General features: G+C 45.7%; 18 protein-coding genes. 8 read left to right on the forward strand and 10 right to left on the reverse strand.

Annotated elements, in window-relative coordinates; all coding sequences use genetic code 11:
* Positions 1-145 precede the first annotated feature (145 nt).
* Entirely contained in the window at positions 146-2032 is a 1887-nt protein-coding gene (gene ftsH2 / locus QZW47_RS18040) for an ATP-dependent zinc metalloprotease FtsH2 (RefSeq protein ID WP_293129278.1), read from the reverse strand.
* A 320-nt stretch (positions 2033-2352) separates the two neighbouring features.
* Between ftsH2 and QZW47_RS18045 the strand changes: the two genes are divergently transcribed.
* Positions 2353-3435: a ParM/StbA family protein gene (locus tag QZW47_RS18045; protein WP_293129280.1), complete on the forward strand. Its 1083-nt coding sequence runs from the start codon at positions 2353-2355 to the stop codon at positions 3433-3435.
* A gap of 20 nt (positions 3436-3455) precedes the next feature.
* Positions 3456-3986, forward strand: a complete 531-nt coding sequence (locus QZW47_RS18050) for a hypothetical protein (RefSeq protein WP_293129282.1) — start codon at positions 3456-3458, stop codon at positions 3984-3986.
* Positions 3987-4518: 532 nt separating this feature from the next.
* Here the strand turns inward: QZW47_RS18050 and QZW47_RS18055 are convergent.
* From QZW47_RS18055 to QZW47_RS18080, 6 genes are all read right to left on the reverse strand, one after another.
* Complete coding sequence (locus QZW47_RS18055) at positions 4519-5451, reverse strand: hypothetical protein (RefSeq protein WP_293129284.1); 933 nt, start codon at positions 5449-5451, stop codon at positions 4519-4521.
* A gap of 284 nt (positions 5452-5735) precedes the next feature.
* Positions 5736-7133, reverse strand: a complete 1398-nt coding sequence (gene mgtE, locus QZW47_RS18060) for a magnesium transporter (protein WP_293129286.1) — start codon at positions 7131-7133, stop codon at positions 5736-5738.
* A 556-nt stretch (positions 7134-7689) separates the two neighbouring features.
* A complete protein-coding gene (locus QZW47_RS18065; protein WP_293129288.1) occupies positions 7690-9426 on the reverse strand; it encodes an ABC transporter permease subunit in 1737 nt (578 codons plus the stop codon).
* A gap of 307 nt (positions 9427-9733) precedes the next feature.
* The gene (locus tag QZW47_RS18070; protein ID WP_293129290.1) at positions 9734-11080 is read right to left on the reverse strand and encodes a nitrate/sulfonate/bicarbonate ABC transporter ATP-binding protein; all 1347 of its coding nucleotides are present in this window, start codon (positions 11078-11080) and stop codon (positions 9734-9736) included.
* A 361-nt stretch (positions 11081-11441) separates the two neighbouring features.
* Complete coding sequence (locus QZW47_RS18075) at positions 11442-11681, reverse strand: hypothetical protein (RefSeq protein WP_293129293.1); 240 nt, start codon at positions 11679-11681, stop codon at positions 11442-11444.
* Between the two features lie 105 nt (positions 11682-11786).
* Positions 11787-12086: a hypothetical protein gene (locus tag QZW47_RS18080; RefSeq protein ID WP_293129295.1), complete on the reverse strand. Its 300-nt coding sequence runs from the start codon at positions 12084-12086 to the stop codon at positions 11787-11789.
* A gap of 508 nt (positions 12087-12594) precedes the next feature.
* On the opposite strand from QZW47_RS18080, the gene QZW47_RS18085 reads away from it, so the two are divergent.
* The gene (locus QZW47_RS18085) at positions 12595-13314 is read left to right on the forward strand and encodes a nuclease-related domain-containing protein (RefSeq protein ID WP_293129297.1); all 720 of its coding nucleotides are present in this window, start codon (positions 12595-12597) and stop codon (positions 13312-13314) included.
* 86 nt (positions 13315-13400) lie between these two features.
* Here the strand turns inward: QZW47_RS18085 and crcB are convergent, their stop codons facing one another.
* Complete coding sequence (gene crcB, locus QZW47_RS18090; RefSeq protein WP_293129299.1) at positions 13401-13799, reverse strand: fluoride efflux transporter CrcB; 399 nt, start codon at positions 13797-13799, stop codon at positions 13401-13403.
* Between the two features lie 120 nt (positions 13800-13919).
* Between crcB and QZW47_RS18095 the strand changes: the two genes are divergently transcribed.
* Both QZW47_RS18095 and QZW47_RS18100 read left to right on the forward strand, forming a co-directional pair.
* Entirely contained in the window at positions 13920-14540 is a 621-nt protein-coding gene (locus QZW47_RS18095; RefSeq protein WP_293129301.1) for a macro domain-containing protein, read from the forward strand.
* Positions 14541-15134: 594 nt separating this feature from the next.
* Positions 15135-15740, forward strand: coding sequence for a hypothetical protein (locus QZW47_RS18100; protein WP_293129303.1), 606 nt, complete (start codon positions 15135-15137; stop codon positions 15738-15740).
* A gap of 36 nt (positions 15741-15776) precedes the next feature.
* On the opposite strand, the gene QZW47_RS18105 is transcribed toward QZW47_RS18100, so the two are convergent.
* Positions 15777-16907, reverse strand: coding sequence for a transposase (locus QZW47_RS18105; RefSeq protein WP_293129305.1), 1131 nt, complete (start codon positions 16905-16907; stop codon positions 15777-15779).
* Positions 16908-17271: 364 nt separating this feature from the next.
* On the opposite strand from QZW47_RS18105, the gene aspS reads away from it, so the two are divergent.
* The 3 genes from aspS to QZW47_RS18120 all read left to right on the forward strand — a co-directional run bounded on the left by aspS (position 17272) and on the right by QZW47_RS18120 (position 21121).
* On the forward strand, positions 17272-19071 hold the full coding sequence (gene aspS / locus QZW47_RS18110) for an aspartate--tRNA ligase (protein ID WP_293129307.1): 1800 nt from the start codon (positions 17272-17274) through the stop codon (positions 19069-19071).
* 182 nt (positions 19072-19253) lie between these two features.
* Positions 19254-20366 carry an AAA family ATPase gene (locus QZW47_RS18115; RefSeq protein WP_293129309.1) on the forward strand — a complete coding sequence of 371 codons (1113 nt, stop codon included), beginning with the start codon at positions 19254-19256 and terminating at the stop codon, positions 20364-20366.
* Positions 20363-21121, forward strand: coding sequence for a DUF3226 domain-containing protein (locus tag QZW47_RS18120; protein WP_293129310.1), 759 nt, complete (start codon positions 20363-20365; stop codon positions 21119-21121). Before QZW47_RS18115 ends, QZW47_RS18120 begins: the two co-directional genes overlap by 4 nt.
* A 72-nt stretch (positions 21122-21193) precedes the next feature.
* Here QZW47_RS18120 and QZW47_RS18125 read toward each other — a convergent pair whose 3' ends face one another.
* Positions 21194-22639, reverse strand: coding sequence for a glycosyltransferase family 87 protein (locus QZW47_RS18125; protein WP_293129312.1), 1446 nt, complete (start codon positions 22637-22639; stop codon positions 21194-21196).
* Positions 22640-22869: the final 230 nt, after the last annotated feature.

The raw sequence follows: 22869 nt of genomic DNA on the forward strand, positions 1-22869 counted from the left end.
ATCGGCGGTTGAAACCGCTTCTACACAGACAAAACCCGCTGTAAGGCGGGTTGAATTTCTTCAGTCCGCGGAGGCGGACTTCGTTTGTGTAGTCGCGAATTCTATTCGCCCTGAATATTCGCTGAATATTCAGAATATTAGCTTTTTAAAGCTGAGGAACGTATTGTTCTTTTTCAGGAACAAAAGTATATTCAGAGACGATCAGGCGCAACTCTTCACCGTCGATGGTTTCTTTTTCGATCAGCAAATCGACTAAACGATCGATCACGGTGCGATTGTCACGAATAATTTGGCGCGCTTCGTCGTAGCAACGATCGACAATCGATCGAACTTGTCCGTCAATGCGAGAGGCGATTTCTTCGGAATATTCCGATCGCGCCGTGTAGTCGCGGCCGAGGAAAATCTCGCTTTGTTGAGCTTCCAGGGCGATCGGGCCCAAGGTAGACATCCCGTAGCGAGTCACCATTTGGCGCGCCATGCCGCTGACTTGCTGCAAGTCGTTGCCGGCACCGGTGGTTACTTCAGCGTCGCCGAAAACTACTTCTTCGGCTGCGCGGCCGCCCAAAGCACCGCTAATCCGGGCTAAGATTTGCGATCTTGAAATCAAACCTTGGTCTTCGCTGGGCATGAACCAGGTCAAGCCGCGGGCTTGTCCGCGAGGAACTAAGGTAACTTTTTGGACAGGATCGTGGGCTTGAATGACTGTACCGACGATCGCGTGACCGATTTCGTGGTAAGCAATCAAGCGTTTGCTCTTGCTGTCCACCAGTGGTGTGCCTTCCATACCTGCAACGACGCGATCGACTGCATCGTCAATTTCCAGCATCGTAATCGCTTCTTTGCGGCGTCTGGCTGTTAAAATCGCAGCTTCGTTGAGCAAGTTAGCCAAATCTGCACCTGTAAAACCGGGAGTGCGGCGGGCGATCGCATCCAAAGAAATATCAGCACCCAATTTCTTGTTGCGCGCGTGAACTTCGAGAATTTCCAACCTGCCCTTGATATCCGGCGTATCTACGCTAACTTGGCGGTCAAAACGACCCGGACGCAGCAAAGCCGAGTCGAGCACGTCAGGGCGGTTTGTAGCAGCAATGATGATGATGCCAGTATTGCCCTCAAAACCGTCCATTTCCGTCAGCAACTGGTTCAGGGTTTGTTCCCGTTCGTCGTTACCGCCACCGATGCCGGCGCCGCGCTGGCGACCCACTGCATCGATTTCATCGATAAAAATGATACATGGAGCATTTTCTTTAGCTTTCTTGAACAAGTCGCGGACGCGGGATGCGCCGACACCGACGAACATTTCCACAAATTCTGAACCGGAGATGCTGAAGAAAGGCACGCCTGCTTCGCCTGCGATCGCTTTTGCCAGCATGGTTTTGCCAGTTCCGGGAGGGCCAACTAGCAGCACACCTTTGGGAATCTTCGCGCCGACTGCGGTGAAGCGTTCGGGTTTTTTGAGGAAAGTTACGACTTCGGCGAGTTCTTCTTTGGCTTCTTCGACGCCTGCTACGTCATCGAACAGTACGCCTGTTTTAGCTTCCATTTGAAAGCGTGCTTTGGATTTGCCAAAATTCATGGCTTGACCTGGGCCCCCGGGCACGTTGCCGCCGCGGCGGAACAGGAAGAACAGCCCTCCTACTAACAGCAGGGGAAATACTAGATTGCCTAAAACTCCCCAGATAGCGCCGTCGTTGCGGAGGGGGTGAGTGTCAAAGCTGATTTTGGAGTCTCTGAGTCTAGAAACGAGTTCAGGAGCATTAGACGGCAAGTCCACGCGCCACCGCTGCTCGTGATTGTCGAGTTCTGGATCTACGGCTAGGACGATCGCTGTGCGGCCTCCGTCGTACAAATCAACGCTGGTGACTCGATCGGCATTGAGGTAATCTAAGAATCTACCGTAGCTCAGGCGGGTGCTGGCGGTGTTCTTGCTCATTTCTGCGGGGGATGGGGCAAAGGCTCCCTGCCACAAGAAAAGGCCGATGACTAGGGCCGGTAAAGTCCAAAGTAGTATAGTTTGCCAAGAAATTTTCATAAACGCGGGTGCCTTGAATTGGGGACAGATCGGGTAAGCTGGCGGTCTCGGAGTAGCGTGACAAAAGTTTACACTCAGAATCTTAACTAAATTTAACTTAACAATGCAACATCGAGCAAGATGCTGGCGATCGTCGATCGCGAGAAAAAGTTAGGTTAGTTACGGTAAGGGCGATCGTCCCGAATATAATGTTTGGTGCTGATTTCAATACCGATCTAGGTAGAGTAAAAAAATAGCCGCAAAACCCACTGTCTTTAAGCGCGGCAGTGTCCAGCGATAAGGCATGATAATGGTGAGGCTCAGTGAGGTAACACTTTTCAATGACAACTAGACAGCTCGTTCCTAATTCGGCTATGCTGACGCAGCAGACTAAGATCGCTTCTCACAAATCGATTATTAGTGCTGATTTGGGTCGCACAGCAACAAAAGCTTGCGTGAGTCGCAACCCCAATAGCGTTGTATTCATCCCCGCCAACGTGGCTACTATGCCCGTAGAAAAAGTGCGGGGCGGCAGCTTTGAGTCAAAAGCAACAGACCCTCTGTTGGATATGTGGCTGGAGCACCAGGGTAAGGGTTACGCCATCGGCCAACTGGCTGCGGACTTTGGGGCTAATCTCGGCGGCGCTGACCAGTCGAAAGTAGTGGATGCTTTGGTAAAGGTTTTTTCCTGTGCTGGATATTTCCAGATGAAGGGCGAAATGGCAGTAGTGCTGGGTTTGCCTTTTTATTCGCAAGATCAGTTTGAGAAAGAAAAGGAAGAGATTATCAGCCAACTGCGCTCTCCCCACGTCGTGGTGTACCGCGGCGAGCGCTTGGAAATTGATATCCGCCACGTTTGGGTGATGCCGGAAGGATTCGGCAGCCTGATTTGGTGCGAGGCTCAAGACAACAAGGAGTTTACGCCGGAGTTGCCGGAACTGTCGGTGGCGGTTGTCGATATCGGACACCAAACTACCGATTTGTTAATGGTCGATCGTTTCCGGTTCGCCCGGGCGGCTTCTAAAAGCGATTCCTTCGCCATGAACAAATTCTACGAACAAGTTGCCTCAAAAATTCCGGGGGCAGACCCTCAATCCCTGTCTTTACTGGAAGCGGTAAATAAACCGGAAGGTCAACGTTTCTACCGTCCCAGAGGAGCGACTAAGCCGACTAATTTAGATCCGATTATTAAAGATTTGCGGGAGGCTTTCGCTAACGAACTGTCCGAACGTTTGGTGCAGTGGCTGCCAGAACGAGTAACGGATGTAGTTCTGACTGGCGGTGGCGGCGAGTTTTTCTGGGAGGTTCTCCAACCTTTGCTCAAAGACGCCAATCTTAAGGCTCACTTGGCTCAGCCTTCTCGGAAAGCTAATACTTTGGGACAGTTTATTTATGCTGAGGCTCAGCTAGCCACGATAAAGTAACGCATTAAGGCTTGAACCCTATGGCACTGTGGGCAAAAAATAAGGCAAATTTCTCGGTGGCGTTTACGGAAGATGCTGCGGATCAAACTTTGCTGGCCGCTATTGAAAAAGAGTTGGCTTTTACGAAGTATCAGACTTTCAGCAATCTCTGCAAGCAAGCTTTGTGGCAGTTTTTGTCTGTATCTGAGTCTGCTAGCTCTTCTGCTAGCTCTACAGATAGCTCTCAGCGGTTGGAAGAGCGTATTGCTGAACTTGCGGTCAGATTTGCTGAGTTCGAGCGCAATGTTTCTGCTGAGGAATTAAGCCGTTTGGAGGGACTGGAACATCACCTGAGTCAATTGGGCGCGCAGTTGGAGCGGTTGCAGGGGAGTGTTGACAGTAAGTTTGCTCAAGTTTCTTTTGCCCGAGTTTCAAAAGTAGTAGAGCCTGACCCGATTGAGTCAGAGTCTGTGGTGGATGATAATGTAGTTTCTGATGCTGAGGTTGCTCCTCGTCGGGAGTCCGATCCTTTGTTGGAGCGTTTAAGTTCTTTGTTGCCGCAAGATTTCTAGAATGAGGTAGACCAAGGTTAAAAAGCCTTGACATATGATGTTAGTAGCCCGCTGTTGGCAGCAGCTACTAAATAAATAAATAAAGCGATCGCTCTTTTGAAAAAAAGGGCGATCGCTTTGTTATTGGTCAAACAGGTCATTGTTAACAGTTGACAGTTGACAGCTTGCCCCGAGCGAAGTCGAGGGGTTGACAGTTGACAGCGAAGTTTTTAGGCAGGGGATTTAAGCCCCTGCCTAAAAACAATCCACCTAAAGGTGGGGGCTTGAATCCCCTGTGATGACGGTCATTGGTCATTGGTCATCTCGCCCGCTCGCGAAGCCGAAGGGTGGTCATTGGTCATTAGTCATTGGTCATTGGTCATTGGTCATTGGTCATTAGTCATTGGTCATTAGTCATTGGTCATTGGTCATTAGTCTGTCAACTGAATGAACTGTCAACTGTCAACTGTCAACTGAATGAACTGTCAACCCCTCGACTCCGCTCGGGGCAAGCTGTCAACTGTCAACTGTCAACTGAATGAACTGTCAACTGTCAACTGAATGAACTGTCAACTGAATCAACTGTCAATCCTAATTTTTGTAAGCGCGAACGAATGGCGGCAGGCTGTCGCTGAAATCTTTGAGATAATTCACCAATTTGTTGGCCGCTAGCGTATTCTTTCTTCAGATTCTCGTCTTCATCGTGACTCCACTTGACATAAGCTCTGGGATATTTCTGCCGAATTTTCTCATTTTGGGTTTTAGGTCTACCCGCAACATTCAAACCAGAACCTGCTTGGTGAATTTCGCCACTGTGACTAGCTACAGCCTCCTGTACGCGGCTGGGAACGCTCGCGACTTCTTGAGCCAGCTCAGCCAAAGCATTGTCTACTTTTTGTTGAAGTTCTGTTAGCTGCCTCTGCTGCAAACTCCCCCACTGCGGCAGTTCGTTGATAAACTGCTGCAAGTCCAGAATGATTGTTGTCAAAGTTTCGACTTGTTGCAACTCTGGCCGTTGTTTGAATTGGCGGCTGGTGATTTCGATCTCGCTTTGAATCATTTTGATAGTTTTTTCTAAAATTATTAGTCGCTGGCGCAGGTTCTCAATTGCTGAAATTAGAGAGTGGGCGTTTTCTCCGGGCCCAACATTGAGATTTTCGCGTGATGTTTGGGCGAGAGCTTCGTCTATAGTATTTACTGCAAGTTGCAATTGCTCGATCGCCCGATCGCTCGTAGCTGCTTGTTGATTTACGCGATCGAACACTGCCGACGTACTTGTTTTAATTTTTCCGCGCAACTTCTGCCGGTTGATAAAATTCAACACCAGCGAAATCACCAGCGGCACTTCCACATAAATGCTCTGCTGCAAAACCAAACTAGCAGCCAATCCCACAGCCGAGGCAGCCAGAAAAAATAATTCAGCATTTTCTAACAAATTGCTCGACTTCGGATTCTGAATTTTTGTTTGCGAATTAGATGGTGACATAGATTTTGGATTTTTAATTTAATGGCAAATGACCGATTTTAGATTTTATATTAAATCATGTAATTGCAGGTTTTTTTCACTAATTGGTGTTTTCTAATGGCATTTTTTATGTTTTATACTCGCCACTGGATGAGCTAAAATCTGGTCATATTGCCACAGAATAATTGCCTTTTTTGAGACTAGAAGTAGTAGGTAAAAATTAAGTAAGCACGAGCGCTTTGGAGACTTAATTCAATATCAGTTAAAAAAATAAGTGTTTTTTGACAGTCATTTAATTAAATATATTATATTCGCAAAATTATCCTAGCTAAAGTGAAATAAATCAAAACTCCGAGCACATCAACGGCGGTGGTAATAAAAGGGGCAGACATTAAAGCGGGGTCTAAACCCAAAGAACGAAACAGAAACGGCAGAGCTGAACCGGCAATAGAAGCTAAAATGGCGATCGCCAGCAAACTCACTCCCACCGCGATAGCTACTGCTAAATTTCCTTGCAGAGTATAAGCCCAACCCGTGGCTACAGTCCCTAATATAGCTCCTAGCAGCGCTCCCGCCATCCCCTCGCGTACAATTACTTGCAACGGGCCCATGGCTGTAATTTCGTCAGTGTTCAAACCGCGAATTACCACAGTTGAGGACTGAGCTCCGACATTGCCTCCAGTGCCCGTCAGCAGCGGAATAAACGCTGCTAGGGCAACTACTTGGTGCAAAATATCTTCTTGAGCTCTAATAATTGCGCCCGTGACTGTATTGGTTAACAGCAAAACAAACAGCCACACCACCCTTTTGCGAGCAACGGTGATTAAATCGGTCTGAAAATAATTGTCGCCGCCGGACTGGACGCCGCCCAAGGTATAAATATCTTTATCAGCTTCTTGTTCTAGAATGTCGATCGCGTCGTCAACTGTAACGATCCCGACGAGACGCTGTTCCCGGTCTACAACGGGAACAGCCAAAAAATCGTAACGCTGGATCAGGCGAGCAACTTCTTCTCTATCTGTTCCAGTTTGAACAGAAACGGCCTCGCGGGTCATAATTTCGCCCACGGTTTTTTCGAGGGGGGAAGTGACTAAATCCCGCAGGGATAAAATGCCGGTCAACCTGCGTCCGGCGTCGGTGACGTAAAGAGAATAAATGGTTTCGGTAGTTTTAGCCAAAGAGCGAATTCTGTCTAAAGCTTGGGTGACGGTAAAGCTTTCTTTCAGAGAAATGTATTCTGGGGTCATGATCCGGCCGGCGGTGCTGGCTTCGTAACCCAAGAGTTGGGCTGTAGCTTCGCGTTCCGTGGGGCTCAATTGACCCAAGAGGCGGCGGACTAAAATTGCCGGCAGTTCGTCAAACAGTTTAGCTCGATCGTCCGGGGACATTTTGTCTACAATATCGAGGACTTCTTGGCGTTTGAATTTTTCGCAGAGCGACTGCTGAACGCTGGAGTCGAGATATTCGTAAACTGCGATCGCTTCGTCTTTGGAAAGCAACCGGAAAGCTATTACTTGCATGGTTTCCGGCAGGCCTTCGATGGCTTCAGCGATGTCTGCTTCCTGCACCGGGTGCAAAATCGCTTTTGCTCCTTGAAAGTCTCCTTGTTCGAGCAAAGCCTTTAACTGCGATCGAACTAATTCCCGCAATTCTTTGCGCGCGTAGCCCGGTAGCGAAGAGGATTGATAATTGTTTTCCGTCACTGATGACCCTCCTCATGCAATTTTAGATTTTAGATTTTAGATTTTAGATTAAAGAATTGGAATTTGGAATTTGGGATTTGGGATTTGGGATTTGGGATTTGGGATTTGGGATTAAAGAATTGGGAATGACTTACTGAGTCAGCAGATTTGGACTTGACCTACAGTTGCATTTTTGGGGTAACTGGTATAAACCTGTGCTGCACGCCTTCCTGAATCCAGTTTATAGCCTATTGACACCACTGGTAGTCATACGATTTACACGGGCGGCGCGAGCAACCGAATTTTTTGGCAGATGCGGCACCACCAAAACCAAGATGTATTGTCGAAACCTAGTTTCTTGGTATGATGTTTTCGAGCTAGCCCAAAAAAGTCTGAGTTCAAGACAGCGCGCTCGACTACCAATTACCGATTACCAATTACCAATTACCGATTATTATTAATTACCGATTATTATTAATTACCGATTACCAATTACCGATTATCTGACATACCTCATCGCCGTTGAGAATGCGTATACTGTCAACTGTCAACTGTCAACTGTCAACTGTCAATCGACTTAAACTAACAATTGATATTTTTCTTGTGCCAAACGGTAAAGTGGGCGCCACACTAAACGGTTAGTTAATACTACCAACAGCGACATTACAGAAGTAGCCGCTAACAGTAAAGGAAAATTCCCCGATGCCGTTGCTTCGGAAATCGTCTCGCCCAAACCGCTAGTTTTAATTATTTGACCTTGAAACTGCACGTATTCGCTGACAATACTGGCATTCCAAGCTCCGCCAACCGCTGTGATGATTCCTGTGATTAAATAAGGAAAAATCCCGGGCATGATTAAGGTTTGCCAACGCTGGATCAGAGAAAGTTTGTAAACTTGTGCAGCTTCAAATAACTCCGCAGGTATGGCTTGAGCGCCTGCAATCACATTAAACAGCACGTACCACATTGTACCCAACATCATCAGTGCGACAGAACCAATCTGCAAGCCACCTCCAGCGCGAATCAAAGCTAGCAACAATACGGGAAATAAAGCCGTTGCGGGTACAGAGGCGGCTATTTGTACGAAGGGCTGCAAAATCTGAGCTAAACGCGGATTTCTACCGATCGCGACTCCGACGGGTACTGTCCACAACAGCGATAAAAATAAGGCGCAAATCACTCGCAAAGCTGTAAAAAATGCACCTCCGATGACTTTTTGCCAGTCAGACAAACTCAGCAAGCGCAGCAGCATCACAGCTTCCCACGTTCCCCAAAGGACGATCGCGGTAAACCCGCTGACAAATATCCAATTTATCCAATTACCGAGCCGCCTTTGTTCGCGAGGAGTTGCGGGCATACTAGCAGGTACAAAAGCTCTTGCCAAACCGCGATCGAAACTCTCACCGATCGGCGATAGGCGCGACTTTATCACCCGCAGCGTCGCCGAGCGCCTTAAAAAATCCAACACCTTAGACTGCGGTACATTAGTAGCTTCTACTGCTTGATATTTAAACTTTTCCACCCAAGCAATCAAAGGCTGCCAGATAAAAAAGTCTATGGCTACAATCACACCAATTAATACTGCTAAACCCCAGCCGATCGCCCCAAAATTGCCTTCATTGGCTGCCTTACCCAAATAGGAACCGAGTCCGGGTAGATGAAAGTTTTTATCGCCTAAGGTAAAAGATTCGATCGCAATCAAGAAAAACCAGCCACCCGCCACTGACATGACACTGTTCCACACCAGTCCGATCGCGCCGGCGGGCAACTCTAACGTCCAGAATTGCTGCCAAGCATTGAGCCTGTAAACTTGAGCAGCTTCCTTAAGTTCTCGTGGGATGCCGGAAAGAGACTGATAGAAACTAAAGGTCATATTCCAAGTCATACCCGTAAATATTAGGATAATCGATGCGAGTTCGACGCCGATTCTTTGACCGGGAAATAAAGTAATTAGTGCTAAAACAACTCCGGGCAAAAAAGATAAAACCGGAATTGACTGTAAAATGTCTAACAATGGAATTAAAATTTTAGCTACTAGGGGTGAGCGATAAGCAGAATAAGCATAAACTAGGGTAAACAGCAGCGATAAAAAATAGGCTGCTGCCATGCGTAAAAGACTCTGGGCTGTATATGCTGGTAAGACATTTAGCGTGGTCTCAATTTTAAAATTAGGGTTGTAGTCGCTGCTGAATTGAGAAGCTGTTTGGACGATTACTAAAATTAGAGAGAAGATTGCTAGAATCAGCAAGCCATCTTGCCAAGTCCAAGCTGACCTTTCTATAGTTTTATTGGCAGGTGTTAGAGGTCTTGTCATAATGCAAAAGGAAGAGTTAACAGTTGGCAGTTGACAGTTGACAGTTGACAGTTGATAGTTGACAGTTGATAGTTGACAGTTGACAGTTGACAGTTGATAGTTGACAGAAGAGCCCGCCCGCGAAGTCGAGGGGTTGACAGCTTGCGCGCTCGCGACTTGCCCGCCCGCGAAGTCGAGGGGAGTCGAAGAGTTGACAGTTGACAGTTAACAGTTGACAGTTGACAGTTAACAGTTGACAGTTGACAGACCAATGACCAATGACCACCCTTCGGCTTCGCGAGCGGGCAAGATGACCAATGACTAATGACTACTCATTTTTGGGTTCTTCGGATTCTAGGAAGATTTCGCCTCCGGGTTCGTCGTAGCTGTACAATTCTGCATAGCGACCCCAATCAATAGCAGTTTGCAATTGCCGCATGGCTTCTTGGGGGCTAAAGTGGGCTTCGAGAATATCGAGAATTAGTTCTTCGGAAATGCGGTGATTGCGCTTGGCCTGAAGCATTCGAGAAATTTGCTGTACGAGGCGAATGTTGCTGAGAATTTGGGTGCGTACAATTTGTTTTCGCTGGTCAATTCCGCCGGCAATAAACTGATTTCCCACAGGAGTGAGGTGGAGGTCGCCTTCTTGGATTACCAGAAATTCCATTAATTTTGCTGCTTCGACGATCGGCAAAATGTCGTCAACTTCTAACATCAATTCTTGACCGAGGCGGTAGAGGTCTTTCTCTTTGCGGTCTTCTAAGAGTTCTAACAGACCTGCGATCGCACCCGTACGCACTTGCGGCAGAGATTGATATTTGGTGGTTGGGACTGGTTGAGGTTGGGAGACAGCAGCGGTACTTTTAGCAGGTGCTGTGACTGTTTCGCAGCTTAGTTCTGGATTGGTGAGGATTTTGTAAACTTGGTCTACGAGAGCTTGAAATGCCGCTGTTTTGCGATCGCGGTAGTGTGGCAAAGTTACTGTCAGTTCGGCGCGAATTCGCCCGGGATTGCGACCCAAGACTACAATGCGATCGGCTAAAATTACTGCTTCCTCAATCCCGTGAGTTACGATTAACACAGCTTTAGTGGGAATTTTTTTTTCTAACCACAAATCTAATAACTCAAACCGCAAGTTTTCTGCGGTCAGCACGTCTAAAGCTGAAAACGGTTCATCCATGCAGAGCAGTTCGGGTTCTACCGCCAGAGCTCTAGCAAATCCCACCCGCTGCCGCATTCCGCCGGAGAGTTCTTTGGGATAGGCATTTTCAAATCCGTCTAAACCGATAATGTCTATCATACGCAAGGCTTTTTGGCGCCTCGATTCGGGCATTTCTCCTTTAGCTTTTAAGCCGAGTTCTACATTTTCTAATACCGTCAGCCAGGGATAAAGGGCAAAGTTTTGAAATACAATTGCCACTCCCGGATTTAACCCGACTAAAGGACGGTTGTGATATAGAACTTGACCGTTGCTGGGGGGGATAAGTCCGGCAATTATCCGCATTAATGTAGATTTTCCTGAGCCGGAAGGCCCTAGCAAGGCGACTATTTCGCCCGCTCGCAACTCTAAATTAATTGGCTCTAAAATAGATATTTGTTGACCGTTGGGCTGCTGGTAAGCCTTGCTGACACCTTCTAAGGTAATCAGGTACTCTGTTGCTGTTTTAGCTACCACAACTAAACCCCCTCGCTTGTTGTTTAAATTTAGTTATTAGTCAGCAGCAGGCAGTCAGCAGTTAACATTCATAAGTCAAAAAATCTCTCTAACTGATAACTGATAGCTAATTACTGACAAGTTACTGCCGACTATTTGATCGATCGTCCGCGACGGGCGATCGCTTTTTCATCAGGAATAAGACTGGAAGAGCAGCGAGTTGGAGCGCAACTGAAAATACAACCAGCTCTATAATTGAGCGATCGTACAAAATTCCCATCGCCAAACTGCCCAGAAACTATGATAAGCCATAGCCTGTGTTAAATATCCCACAGGCGGAACCTCTTTTGCCGACAGGTGCGAGTCTGGCTGCTGTGGCTTTCTAAATCGATTCTACGGTTCCCATACTTATACCCGATCGAGTGATTCCCAGCAATGGCTGCTGCTGGATAATTCCCACGGGGCTAACAGTGAAGAGAAAACCGCTGTCAATAGGAGGGCCCAGATGTGGGTGCGATCGAGCTTGCAGCCCCAAGATTAAAGCGGCTGCTGCGCCAGCGCCACAATACAATAGCGGAATTTGGTATAGTCGGGCGATCGCGCGCCCTTTTGTGAAAGTCAAAGGCAATCCACGGAAAATCAGCCCTACAGCCCTAGAGAGACCAAAAATATCCTCGGCAGACCTTCCTGCTGGATTTCCAGCCCTCCTGCTTCAAAATTGCCTAAATTAGGATAAATTCGCGGAATTACCAACAGCACTGTCAGCCCTAAAAAGTTGGCACAGCCAAAATTGGCAAGCTTGGGCGATCGCCAAATTTAAAATAAAGCATTGCTGCGACAGCGGTGAGGGCCAGAATGTTGCACGGAGGCGATCGAGGGTTTCGTGCAAACCAAAGCCGAAACCTTTACCAACTTTAATAGCTGCGTGGGAAAGCAGCACGTCGCGGGCTGGAGTGCGAATTGCTTTTCCTGTGCGTTCAGCTATCATTAATGTAGCGGTGGCTTGCCAAGTTCCTGTTAAAGCCAACAGCGGTACAACTGCTGTATTTATGAAAGAACCGAGGGTTGTAATTTTCCAATACTGTCTAGTTTGGTCGCTGAGCTAGCCCGCGAACAAGGGCAATCCGTAGCCAATTAACTAGCCGGAACCTGCTACTAAACCTACTCAAGTACCGCTAGCTCCCAAAGTTCCTAAATAAGCTTCGGCTATGCTGCATGCGCCTTCGTACATAGCATCGGCGCAGAGGCTGAGAATTCCTAGGAAAAACACAAATTTTAGGGCTGCTTTCTGAGGAAAATCTTGATTCTATGTCATGTTAGTAGTTGCCAGTAGAATGCTTTAAATATTAGTTTAAATCTCCTAAAATGTATAAAGTATAACAAATGTCTATAAATTTATTAATTTTATAGGCGAGAGCCATCAAGTAAGTTTTTAATGATATGCTTGCTAGATAAGTTAAGCTTTGCTGCGGTATTATGCTGCTGTCTAGATTTAGATCGCTCGCGCAGATGAAAACACTACCCCCGTATAGAATATGATCCTCCTTCAACAATCCGCGTCGCTCCGCTCAGCTTTCCAAAATCAAGTAGACAAAAATATATCAGCCAAGCGAGAAGAATTTCAAGATCATTTAGGCGATGGCTTTTTGAGTTCGTTGGGAGGAGTTGTCTTTGACATTCGCCAATTTAAGAATCAGCTCAAAGGCAGTATGGGAGAGGAACTTATCTCGCTGCTCCTTCAATCTATGCCGGATACCTGGACGATGTTCAACAATGCTTTGATACCTGCTGCCATGGGAAGGCTAACAGAAATAGACCTTTTAATAGTTGGTTCTGGCGGTGTTTTTTTAGTGGAAGTGAAAACTTGGAACGGGTCATTCAGCGCCTACAAGGATAAGTGGAAAAGACGCGAAAGGGACAAATGGGTAGCAGTTGCCAAAAGTCCTACTTCTCAAAGTGCCTTTCATCGGAAAATGTTTGAGCAGTGGATTGCATCTGAAGTTCCTAACTTTCCTAATAATACGATTGTTGCTCCAGTGATATTTACTGTTGCCCGATGGGTAGGAACAACTGATTGCTCGGTTCCAGTATTGCACGGGTTCTCAGCACTGCAAAAGATGTTAGTCAATTCACCAAACTGCTTAAGTGCCGATCAAATTTCGAGAATATCCACAGCGGTTGCAAATTATACAATTCCGACGCAATCTGCGAATTTAAAACCGATTATTAAACGCAAGAAAATAGGCGATAACTAATTTAACTATTCCCAATAAAAGGCAAATATTAAATATGTAAATACGATGCGATCCAAAACTATGTTATTTGCATAAACCGATTTTATCTATTTACAAATTCGTGCTATAATGATGCCTAACTGAACGGCGATTACTCCTAGTATGGCACTGCCAGCCCAGTAAAAAGCGGCAAAATTGTAAGCTCGATCGCGCAACAAGACATTCGTCTCTAAACCGTAAGTCGAAAAAGTAGTATAAGCTCCCAAAAATCCCGTCGCAACCATTAACCGTACCTCCGAGGGAACAGGCGGCACCCGTTCAACAGCGAGGGTGATCACAAATCCCATAGCCAAGCAACCGCTGATGTTAATAAAAAAAGTTCCGTAGGGAAAAGCCGTCCCGAAACGGTTGGCAAACCACAAGGTGATATAATACCGACTCAGCGCGCCAGCAATGGCACCGAAACTAATTGCGATCGGGTGGCGGAGATTTGGGTCTTGCAACATCAAACGATTTTCCAGTTGGCGATTTGAGATGTGAGATTGAGCGGACTCATCTAAAATATTGTATGATTAAATTGGCGATCGCGATCGGCTGTTCGCCATAAAAATTTATAGAGAGTATGTATGCAAATTGTGCTGGCTGCCGCCGACGATGACTTAGTGAGAGCCTGGGAAAAAACTTGTGGCAATATTGAAAACGTTAAGATACACCGCAGCTCAATTTTTGAGGTGAAATGCGATGCCATTGTTAGTCCTACCAATAGTTTTGGCTTCATGGGCTGGGGCTTAGATTTAGAAATTATGGCATATTTTGGCGATCGCGTTGAAGAACGCCTGCAAAAACTAATTCAAACTCGCCATCACGGCGAGCTATTAGTAGGAACAGCAGAAGTTGTAGACACCGATCACAATGAAATTCCCTATTTAATTGCTGCCCCAACTATGCGAGTTCCGACAGTTTTAACAGAGACAGTAAATGTCTATCTAGCAACCCGCGCTATTTTAACTCTGGTAAAATTTGGCACGGTTCCAGACGGAACGCCAGTCAAACATATCATTGAAACTATTGCTATTCCATGGCTGGGTACGGGAACGAGCCAAGTCCCACCGGATATCTGTGCAAATCAGATGAAAGTCGCGCTGCAAGATATTCTACTATCTCAATACAAATTTCCCGAATCTTGGCAGCAGGCACAAAAAAACCACGAGTTGTTATGTTCGAGCGAGTTCGGAGAAACTCAATAGCAAAAGGGAAAGGATTTAATTGCCAAGTTTGATACTGTTGCGAAACCAAGTTGTTTTAGGTATAGAGACTTAGGCAAAATTAAAGTGCGCTAAACCGTACCTGTAAGTTGGCGATATCCGACACACGAACTCTACTTTGGTAGATAAGATGTAAGAGAACGTGATTCAGTTGACAGTTGACAGTTGATAGTTGGCAGTTGGTAGGGGCGGTGCCCCTGTGCCCGCCCTCAGTTGGTAGGGGCGGTGCCCCTGTGCCCGCCCTCAGTTGACAGTTGATAGCGACTTCTCCCGGTCAGGAAAAGGATTGGATCGACGAATAGTCTGATTTTAATTTTTACCTAAAAGTGAGAGGCCCTCAACCAATTCTTTTTGGTAATATTTTTGAGATAAGGAATGAGAATTAAATAACTTCCACAAGTTTGTGGGATGGGCGTCCCGCCCGTCCTAATAGGACGGGCGGGACGCCCATCCCACGATAACAATTAAAATTGTAAGTTATTTAATTCGCGATCATAAGTCTGAACTGCCAGGAATGAATTCTGGCATTAAACATACAAATTCCGCTGCCGCGGATGCAGAAAGGAGATAATCGTTATGACAGATCCAAAAGTGACCGAGGAAACAATTTTAGAAGCAACTCTGGAAACGACGGCGATCGTTAAAAAAGAGATGCCCGAGGCGACTGATGAGACGATCGCAGAAACTGCGGCTTTGTTTGAAGCAATTAAAAAACGCGCCGCCGCCGAAGTCCAAGCAGCGGGGGATCTCACCCGCGAAGCTTATTTGAAAGCTCTGACTAAAGCGTCGGCGGCGATCGCACAAAATAAGTCGATCGCCAAAGAGAGAGTAACAGATGCTGTCGGGTTGCTGAAAAAGGAATCTGAGAAAAATTGGCTGGTAGTGGATGCGATCAAAACTCGGGCGCAAGCGCAGGTGCAGGATGCAGGCGAAGTCAGTCGCGAAGCTTATTTAAAAGCAGTGCGACAAGCGCGAGAAGCGGTGGAAAAAAACAAATTGATCGAACGCGATCGCCTCGATCAAGCTGTTGACCATATTCACAAGGAAACTGAAAAAAATTGGCACGTTGTGGTAGGAGAAATTGAGTCGCTAGGGACTCGCTTGAAAGAGACGGCGAAGTCTGCCTGGAACGCGCTAACGACGTTTGTTGAGAAGTCTCGCAGCAATCGTGGCGATTCTTGACATACTCCCCCGGCTGAAGCACGGGGGATTCTAAGGTCAGACAGCAATTGCAGGCGGAGCCTGTCTAACATTGCCTAACGCAGAGCGGTTGATGCGAAGAAAAGCAAGCAAGTGATTCTTAGCTGCGTTTTCATCTCTGCCATTCACAGACTGGCAGGACGCACAACGCCATTCTCTAACTGACAGATCCAATTCTTTTAGAACGTGCCCACAATGGTTGCACGTTTTACTGGATGGATACCAACGATCGATGAACACGACTTGTTTCTCTTTCTTCTGAGCAACCCATTCGAGAATCTTGATGAACTCTCCGAATGCCAAGTCAGAGATTTTGCGTCCCCAAAGACGCTGCATTCCTTTGAGGTTCAACGTCTCAAAGCACAGCACATCAAACCTGTCGGTCAAGTCATGAGCAAGTTTCCAGAACCAATCAGAGCGACGGTTTGAAACGTCTTCATGCTTGCGAACTAGATGCTTTCTGGCGCGTTCTCGGTTCGCCGAACCCTTCACCTTCTTGGAGTGCTGACGATTGGCTTTCTTGATGACATTGAGCGACTGTTTGAGGAATTGAGGCGATTCAATTTGAGAACCGTCCGAGACAGTGAGAAACGTTTTTAAGCCAAAATCAAAGCCAGCGATTCTACTCGTCTCGACTTTGTTTTGTGGCTCAATCACGCTGTCAACGACCACGACCATAAACAGTTCTCCTAGCGGAGTCCGTTTAATCGTCAGGGTCTTGACCGTTCCTTCAATCTCTCGTGAGTTCCAATACTGATAGACCTTGCTTCCAATCTTAATTCGATTCCCACCTAAGAATTTGTAGCCAGCTTGCTTGAGCGTGAACGACTTGTACCGTCTGACTTTTTTGAAGTTGGGCGGTCTAACTCCTTTTTTGTGATGTTTGAAGAACAGTTGATAGGCTTTCTCAATGCGCTGGCAGATATCCTGTACTGCTTGAGATCCAACCTGTTGCCAAAACTCTTTACGGTGACGCAGTTTTGCAATGTGAGCCTGAAGTTTTGCACAGTTCAAGTGCTTGCCCCACATCCGGTAGTACCGTTTGTGCAGCGCAATACAGTGGTTATAGATGACTCCAGCAGCGTTAATTGACCGCTTGAGAAATCGATTCCGCTTGTGTTGATACAGCTTGAACTTCAGGGTTTTCATGCTACTATTGTACATTATAAATCCGTACAATATCATGAAGAAACGGTTAGATTTTCGATTAGAGGATTGGGAGCTAGAAGTTCTTGAAGCTTATTGCAAAGCTGTCGGCAGAACAAAGACTGAGATTCTTAGGGAGTTAATAAGGTCGCTCCCCAAGAAAAAGCCGTCGTGAACGACGGGGCTTTAGACCCATTTTTCCGGTAAAAAGATTGGACGCAACAATCTGGGGATGTTGGCGCTACAGCCCGCCCGGTTTTGAGCCTCCGGCGGGCGAGGGGCGATTTGGCCTGCATTTGCATTGAACGCAATGTTCAGGCATACTGCATAATTAAAAAGCTTTATTTTTAGTCCATAACCCCCAACCATGAGAACTTACTACTGCGGCGAACTGCGAAGCAAACACATCGGAGAGACTGTCACCCTGTACGGGTGGGTGGATCGCCGCCGCGATCATGGCGGGGTGATTTTTCTCGATGTGCGCGATCGATCGGGTATTGTGCAAATTGTCAGCGATCCACAACGTACCCCTGACTCCTATCACGGGGCTGAGGCTTTGCGCGGCGAATACGTGGTGAAAATTACGGGTAGAGTCACCAGCCGCCCCGAAGATTCCCTCAACCTCAAATTACCTACGGGTGAAGTAGAAATTTACGCTGACGAAATTGAGTTGTTGAATGCGGTACGCAAACAGTTACCGTTTCAGATTTCGACGGCGGATACTGAAAGCGTGCGGGAAGATTTGCGCCTGAAATATCGCTATTTGGACTTGCGGCGCGATCGCATGAGTCGGAATTTGCAGCTTCGCCACCAAGTTGTCAAAGCTATGCGCCGCCACCTCGAAGACGTTGGGGGTTTTATTGAAGTTGAAACGCCGATTTTAACGCGATCGACTCCCGAAGGTGCGAGAGATTATTTAGTACCCAGCCGCGTCAACTTGGGCGACTGGTACGCTTTGCCGCAATCGCCACAATTGTTCAAACAATTGTTGATGGTTTCGGGTATGGACAGATATTATCAAATTGCTCGCTGTTTCCGCGATGAAGATTTGCGCGCCGACAGACAGCCGGAATTTACGCAGTTAGACATGGAAATGAGTTTCATGTCTTTGGAAGAAATCATCGAATTAAATGAAGGTTTAGTCTCCCAGATTTTCCAAAGCGTGAAAGGCGTAGAGTTGACTCGTCCTTTCCCCCGTTTGACTTACGCCGAAGCCATGGATCGCTACGGTAGCGACAAACCGGATACTCGTTTCGGTATGGAATTAGTCGATGTTTCCGATTTGATGAAAGATTCGGGATTTAAGGTATTTTCCGGGGCGGTGGCTGCGGGCGGAATTGTGAAAATTTTGCCGATTCCCGGCGGTAACGATGCGATTTCTAACGTGCGGATTAAACCGGGTGGTGATTTGTTTAAGGAAGCCAGCGAAGCCGGTGCGAAGGGATTAGCTTTTATTCGCGTGCGGGAAAATGGCGAAATTGATACGATCGGCGCAATTAAGGATAATTTGACGGAAGCTCAAAAACAGGAATTGCTCGATCGCACGGGCGCACAACCAGGTCATTTGTTGTTATTTGCAGCAGCCGACGCGACAACTGTCAATAAGACTTTGGATAGATTGCGTTTGTTCGTTGGTAATGAATTGGGATTGATTGACAAAGACAAAATCAATCTGCTGTGGGTGACAGATTTCCCGATGTTTGAATGGAACGCTGACGAGAAGCGTTTAGAAGCCATCCACCACCCGTTTACTGCGCCGCATCCGGACGATATTGACGATTTGAAGACGGCGAGAGCTCAAGCTTATGACTTGGTGTTAAACGGCACGGAAGTGGGCGGTGGTTCTCTGCGGATTTATCAGCGGGATGTTCAGGAAAAGGTGTTTGAGGCGATCGGCTTATCGACAGAGGAAGCTTATAATAAGTTCGGCTTTTTGCTGGATGCGTTCGAGTACGGAACTCCCCCCCACGGAGGGATTGCTTACGGCTTGGATCGATTGGTGATGCTGTTGGCTGGCGAAGAGTCGATCAGGGATGTGATCGCGTTTCCGAAGACGCAGCAGGCTGGTTGTTTGCTGACGAATGCGCCTGCTGGCGTGGATGACAAGCAGTTAAAGGAGTTGCAAGTGCGATCGACTTATACACCCAAGTCAGAGTCTAAGTCATAGTTATTGTAGGTGCGCCAGTGGATTTTAGATTTTAGATTTTAGATTTTAGATTTATTACTGCACAGATGAATCTGGAATCTGAAATTTTTATCTAAAATTTTTGGATTTACCCTCAGAATATTCGGTGTCTTTTACCTAATTTTTACTGACGTATCTTACCAACTAAACTCAGCCATAAGTTTATGAAACACCTTGACAATTTAACCATCCATCGGTTCCGAGGCCTGCGAGATTTGAACTTGCAGGACTTGGGTCAAATCAACATCTTGGTTGGTGGGAATAATTCAGGAAAAACCAGCGTTTTAGAGGCGATATCAACCTATTGTCGCCCCCTAGATCCGTTGGAATGGCTAAACACATCATGGCGCCGAGAGATTAAATATTCTCGCAAACCCCAGCTAGATGCACTTAAATGGTTGTTTCCTCAAAACAGTGAAATCTCTCATACCCATATCTATGAGGGAGAAACTTATGTTTCAAGTAATGGCGATTTTCCTGTCACAGAATCGAGAGCAATTTACCGAGAGTTTGAAGGAATTTCGGAGTTAAGCGAGACAGAAAGTAGCTCAGAATCTAAACTAGAAATTGACGAAATAGAATTTGACAATATTCTCCGAGGTGCTGAGTTAGAACTCAAAGTAGCAACAACTTTTGACCCCGAAGAATTATCAGTAAGTTTTGAAATTTGGGAAAATCAGCGTTTTGTTAATAGAAAAAATCGCTCGACCGCGGTACTACCAATTGATACAGTAACACCGTTTTCTCACAGAATAGAACCGTTACAAATTAGCTTGCTGTCAGAAGCTATTTTGTTGGGTATTAAGCCAGAAGTAATCAAATTACTTCAACAGATGGATTCAGAAATTACTGATTTAGTAATTTTGTCGCCAACTGGTAAACGTCCCAGTCTCTATATCGACCACAAACGTGTAGGTATTTCACCGGTAAGTGCTTTCGGTGATGGGGTGCGGCGTTTGTTGTTCATTGCTTTAACACTGGTAAAAGTGGAGGGTGGTGTTTTATTAATAGACGAGATAGAAACCGCGATTCATACTGAAGCACTTAGCAGTTCCTTTGCTTGGATTGTGGATTGGTGTCAGCGATTGGACGTGCAATTATTTGCAACTACCCACAGTTTAGAAGCAATTGATGCGATGTTGGATGCTAGCGATTCAGAAACAGATTTAGTTCTTTATCGTTTGGAAAAAAAGGAATCACAAACTAAAGCAATCAGACTTGAACGGGAAAGACTGCACAGATTGCGGGAGGATTTGGGTCTGGAGGTTCGCGTGTGAGATATGCAATTATTGGAGTAGAAGGGCGACACGACCAAGCTTTTGTCGGCAGGGTTCTCAAGAAGCTTTTGGGTTTTAAAAATTTTAAAGGATTAGAGTCTCAGTTAGAGCCATTCTGGCGGAAATTTATTCCTACTTATCCCAAAAAAGGAAACTTGTACAAAGGTCTTAATATGCCTTCTATTCTATTCACAGAGAGCCTTTCGGTAGCAATTTATGAAGGTGAAGGAAGCAATCTTCCGACTAATTTAAATGACATTTTGTCGGCCAATCCTGAATATAAAACAGATATTGCAGCCTTTGGAATAGTTGCTGATTCTGACAAAAAGCATCCCGATATTGTTGCGAGAGACTATTGTCAGCAATTTCAGAATGATTTTCCAGGATTTCCAAATCAGGCAGGAATTTGTCAGGAAGGGCCACCGCGAACTGGGATTTATATTTTGCCAGACAATCAGCAGCAAGGTGTTTTGGATAATTTGTTGTGCGAGTGCGGCAGTGTTGTCTATCCTGAAGTGATGAATTGTGCGATCGCTTATTTGAATGGACTGTCTGAGGAACACAAAAATAATTGGGGCCCGTTTGACTATCAGAAAGCTTTAGTTGCTACGGTTGTCAGCGTTCTCAAACCAGGCAAGACCAATACAACGAGTATAGCAGATAATAATTGGGTTAGCGAACAGACAGAGCAGGAAGTTCCGGCTTTGGCAAATTTTATGAAGTTTTTGATGGATCTTTTGGAATTAACTTCATAAATGATGAGGTTTGTAGTGAGGACTTCAGTCCGCCAAAATCAATTTTTGCGGACTAAAGTCCTCACTACGAACCTAGACTTGTTTTTGACGAACAGATGTAATTGCTAAGGCTAAAACACTTAAGGTAATTCCTAAAATCGCATAACTAGGTAATGAAAAAATAGTTACTTTCAAGATATAAGGCAATTCTCCCGCTTTCCAATTCCACCGCTTCCCGATGAAAACTAACAGCCAGCGATGAATCACTGCTGTTTGCACCAGAAGACAGCAAACTCCCAATAACCAAACAGACATTCTTTGCCGAGAAAAGGCACAATGTTTAATCTGAAAACACAAATCATTCAGCAAAAAAACTACCGCAGGTGCTAGCATCACCGAACTGGTGGGCTGTGAATAGTTAATCGCAATACTCAAACAGGAAATGAGCACCATTTCAGACAAGTAAATATTTTTTGACCAAGCAGTGCGAGATTGTTCTTGGTAAAAATACCAACTCACTAAACCAACTAACGCCAGAACAATCAAGTTAGAAAATAGCTTAGAAACTAACGGATTGTGGGCGAAAAATCTCGGCCCCAAAACCCTTAAATCGATGCGACTCATTGAAATGTAAGCATTATTTGATGGATCGTTCAACCATAGTGGAAAGCCACGAGTTGCATCCTGTAAAAATCCTGTTAAGGAATTGCCTGTTACAGCTAAACCGATAAATCCCAAACAAATTACCGTGACTATTGATATACAAACTAGCTTAAACCGTCTTTTGATTAAAAAATAAGGAACAAACAAGATAACTAAGGTTGGTTTAAATAGGGCGGTTCCCAATAAAAATCCTGCAAGTATATCCTGATTTTTACTGGCAAAAATAAACATCCACAACAGCATCACGGCAATAAAACTAGCCACATTGCCAACTTGCAGGTCGAAAACGAAACCGTAGAGCAATACAATTGATATAGTGCAAGTAGTTCTCAAAGCTGGTGAGTGCGACTCCAACAGAATATTTGCTCCCCACAATACCAATGCTATTGCTATCAGATGCAGCATAGTCCAGATTGTGAATGCAGTCTTTATCGGGAAATAACCGAGAAACCAGAGTACAGGAATGATATTAGGTGGATACACAAAAGATGGGATAAATCCACACACTTTTGTCATCCTACAGAAACCAGCGTTAAATACCTCGACATTAAAGGGACTCAAATGCTCGTGTGCTAATTTACTGGCTACATAAAACCACTTAAAATCCCAGTAAGGCGGATCGGGCCGATGAGTCAGATCGTAAACCAGCCAACCTGTATAGCAGAGGAATCTGGTTACAATTAATACAATTAATGCTTGTAAAATAAAGTGGGCGATCGGTTGACTGAAAAAATGACTCAACCGTTGCATTGAATGATGTTTTAAAAATAAAGAATTTGACCAGGCTGTTTTTTCGGTGTCAAGTCGCCAATTGTGTTTGAGAAATAAAGCGACTGCTATGATGATAATCAAATTCCACAATCCAAAATTAAGCATATTAAATTATTTCAAATAACAAATTAATGCTTGATGATATCACAACAATATTTGTTCAACTCAAGTCAGTATTTTAACCTATAATATTGACTCCTATCCCCGATTTATGCCTAACTCTTTTTTCTCTGCGTTCTCTGCGCCCTCTGCGGTTAATAAAAAAAATCTAATTCACCAACGCAATAGCATTACTATCAAAAGCCCGATCGCCCGATCGCACTTTTTCCACCTAC

The sequence above is a fragment of the Microcoleus sp. bin38.metabat.b11b12b14.051 genome (genome assembly GCF_013299165.1).
In the GTDB taxonomy this organism is placed as follows: domain Bacteria; phylum Cyanobacteriota; class Cyanobacteriia; order Cyanobacteriales; family Microcoleaceae; genus Microcoleus.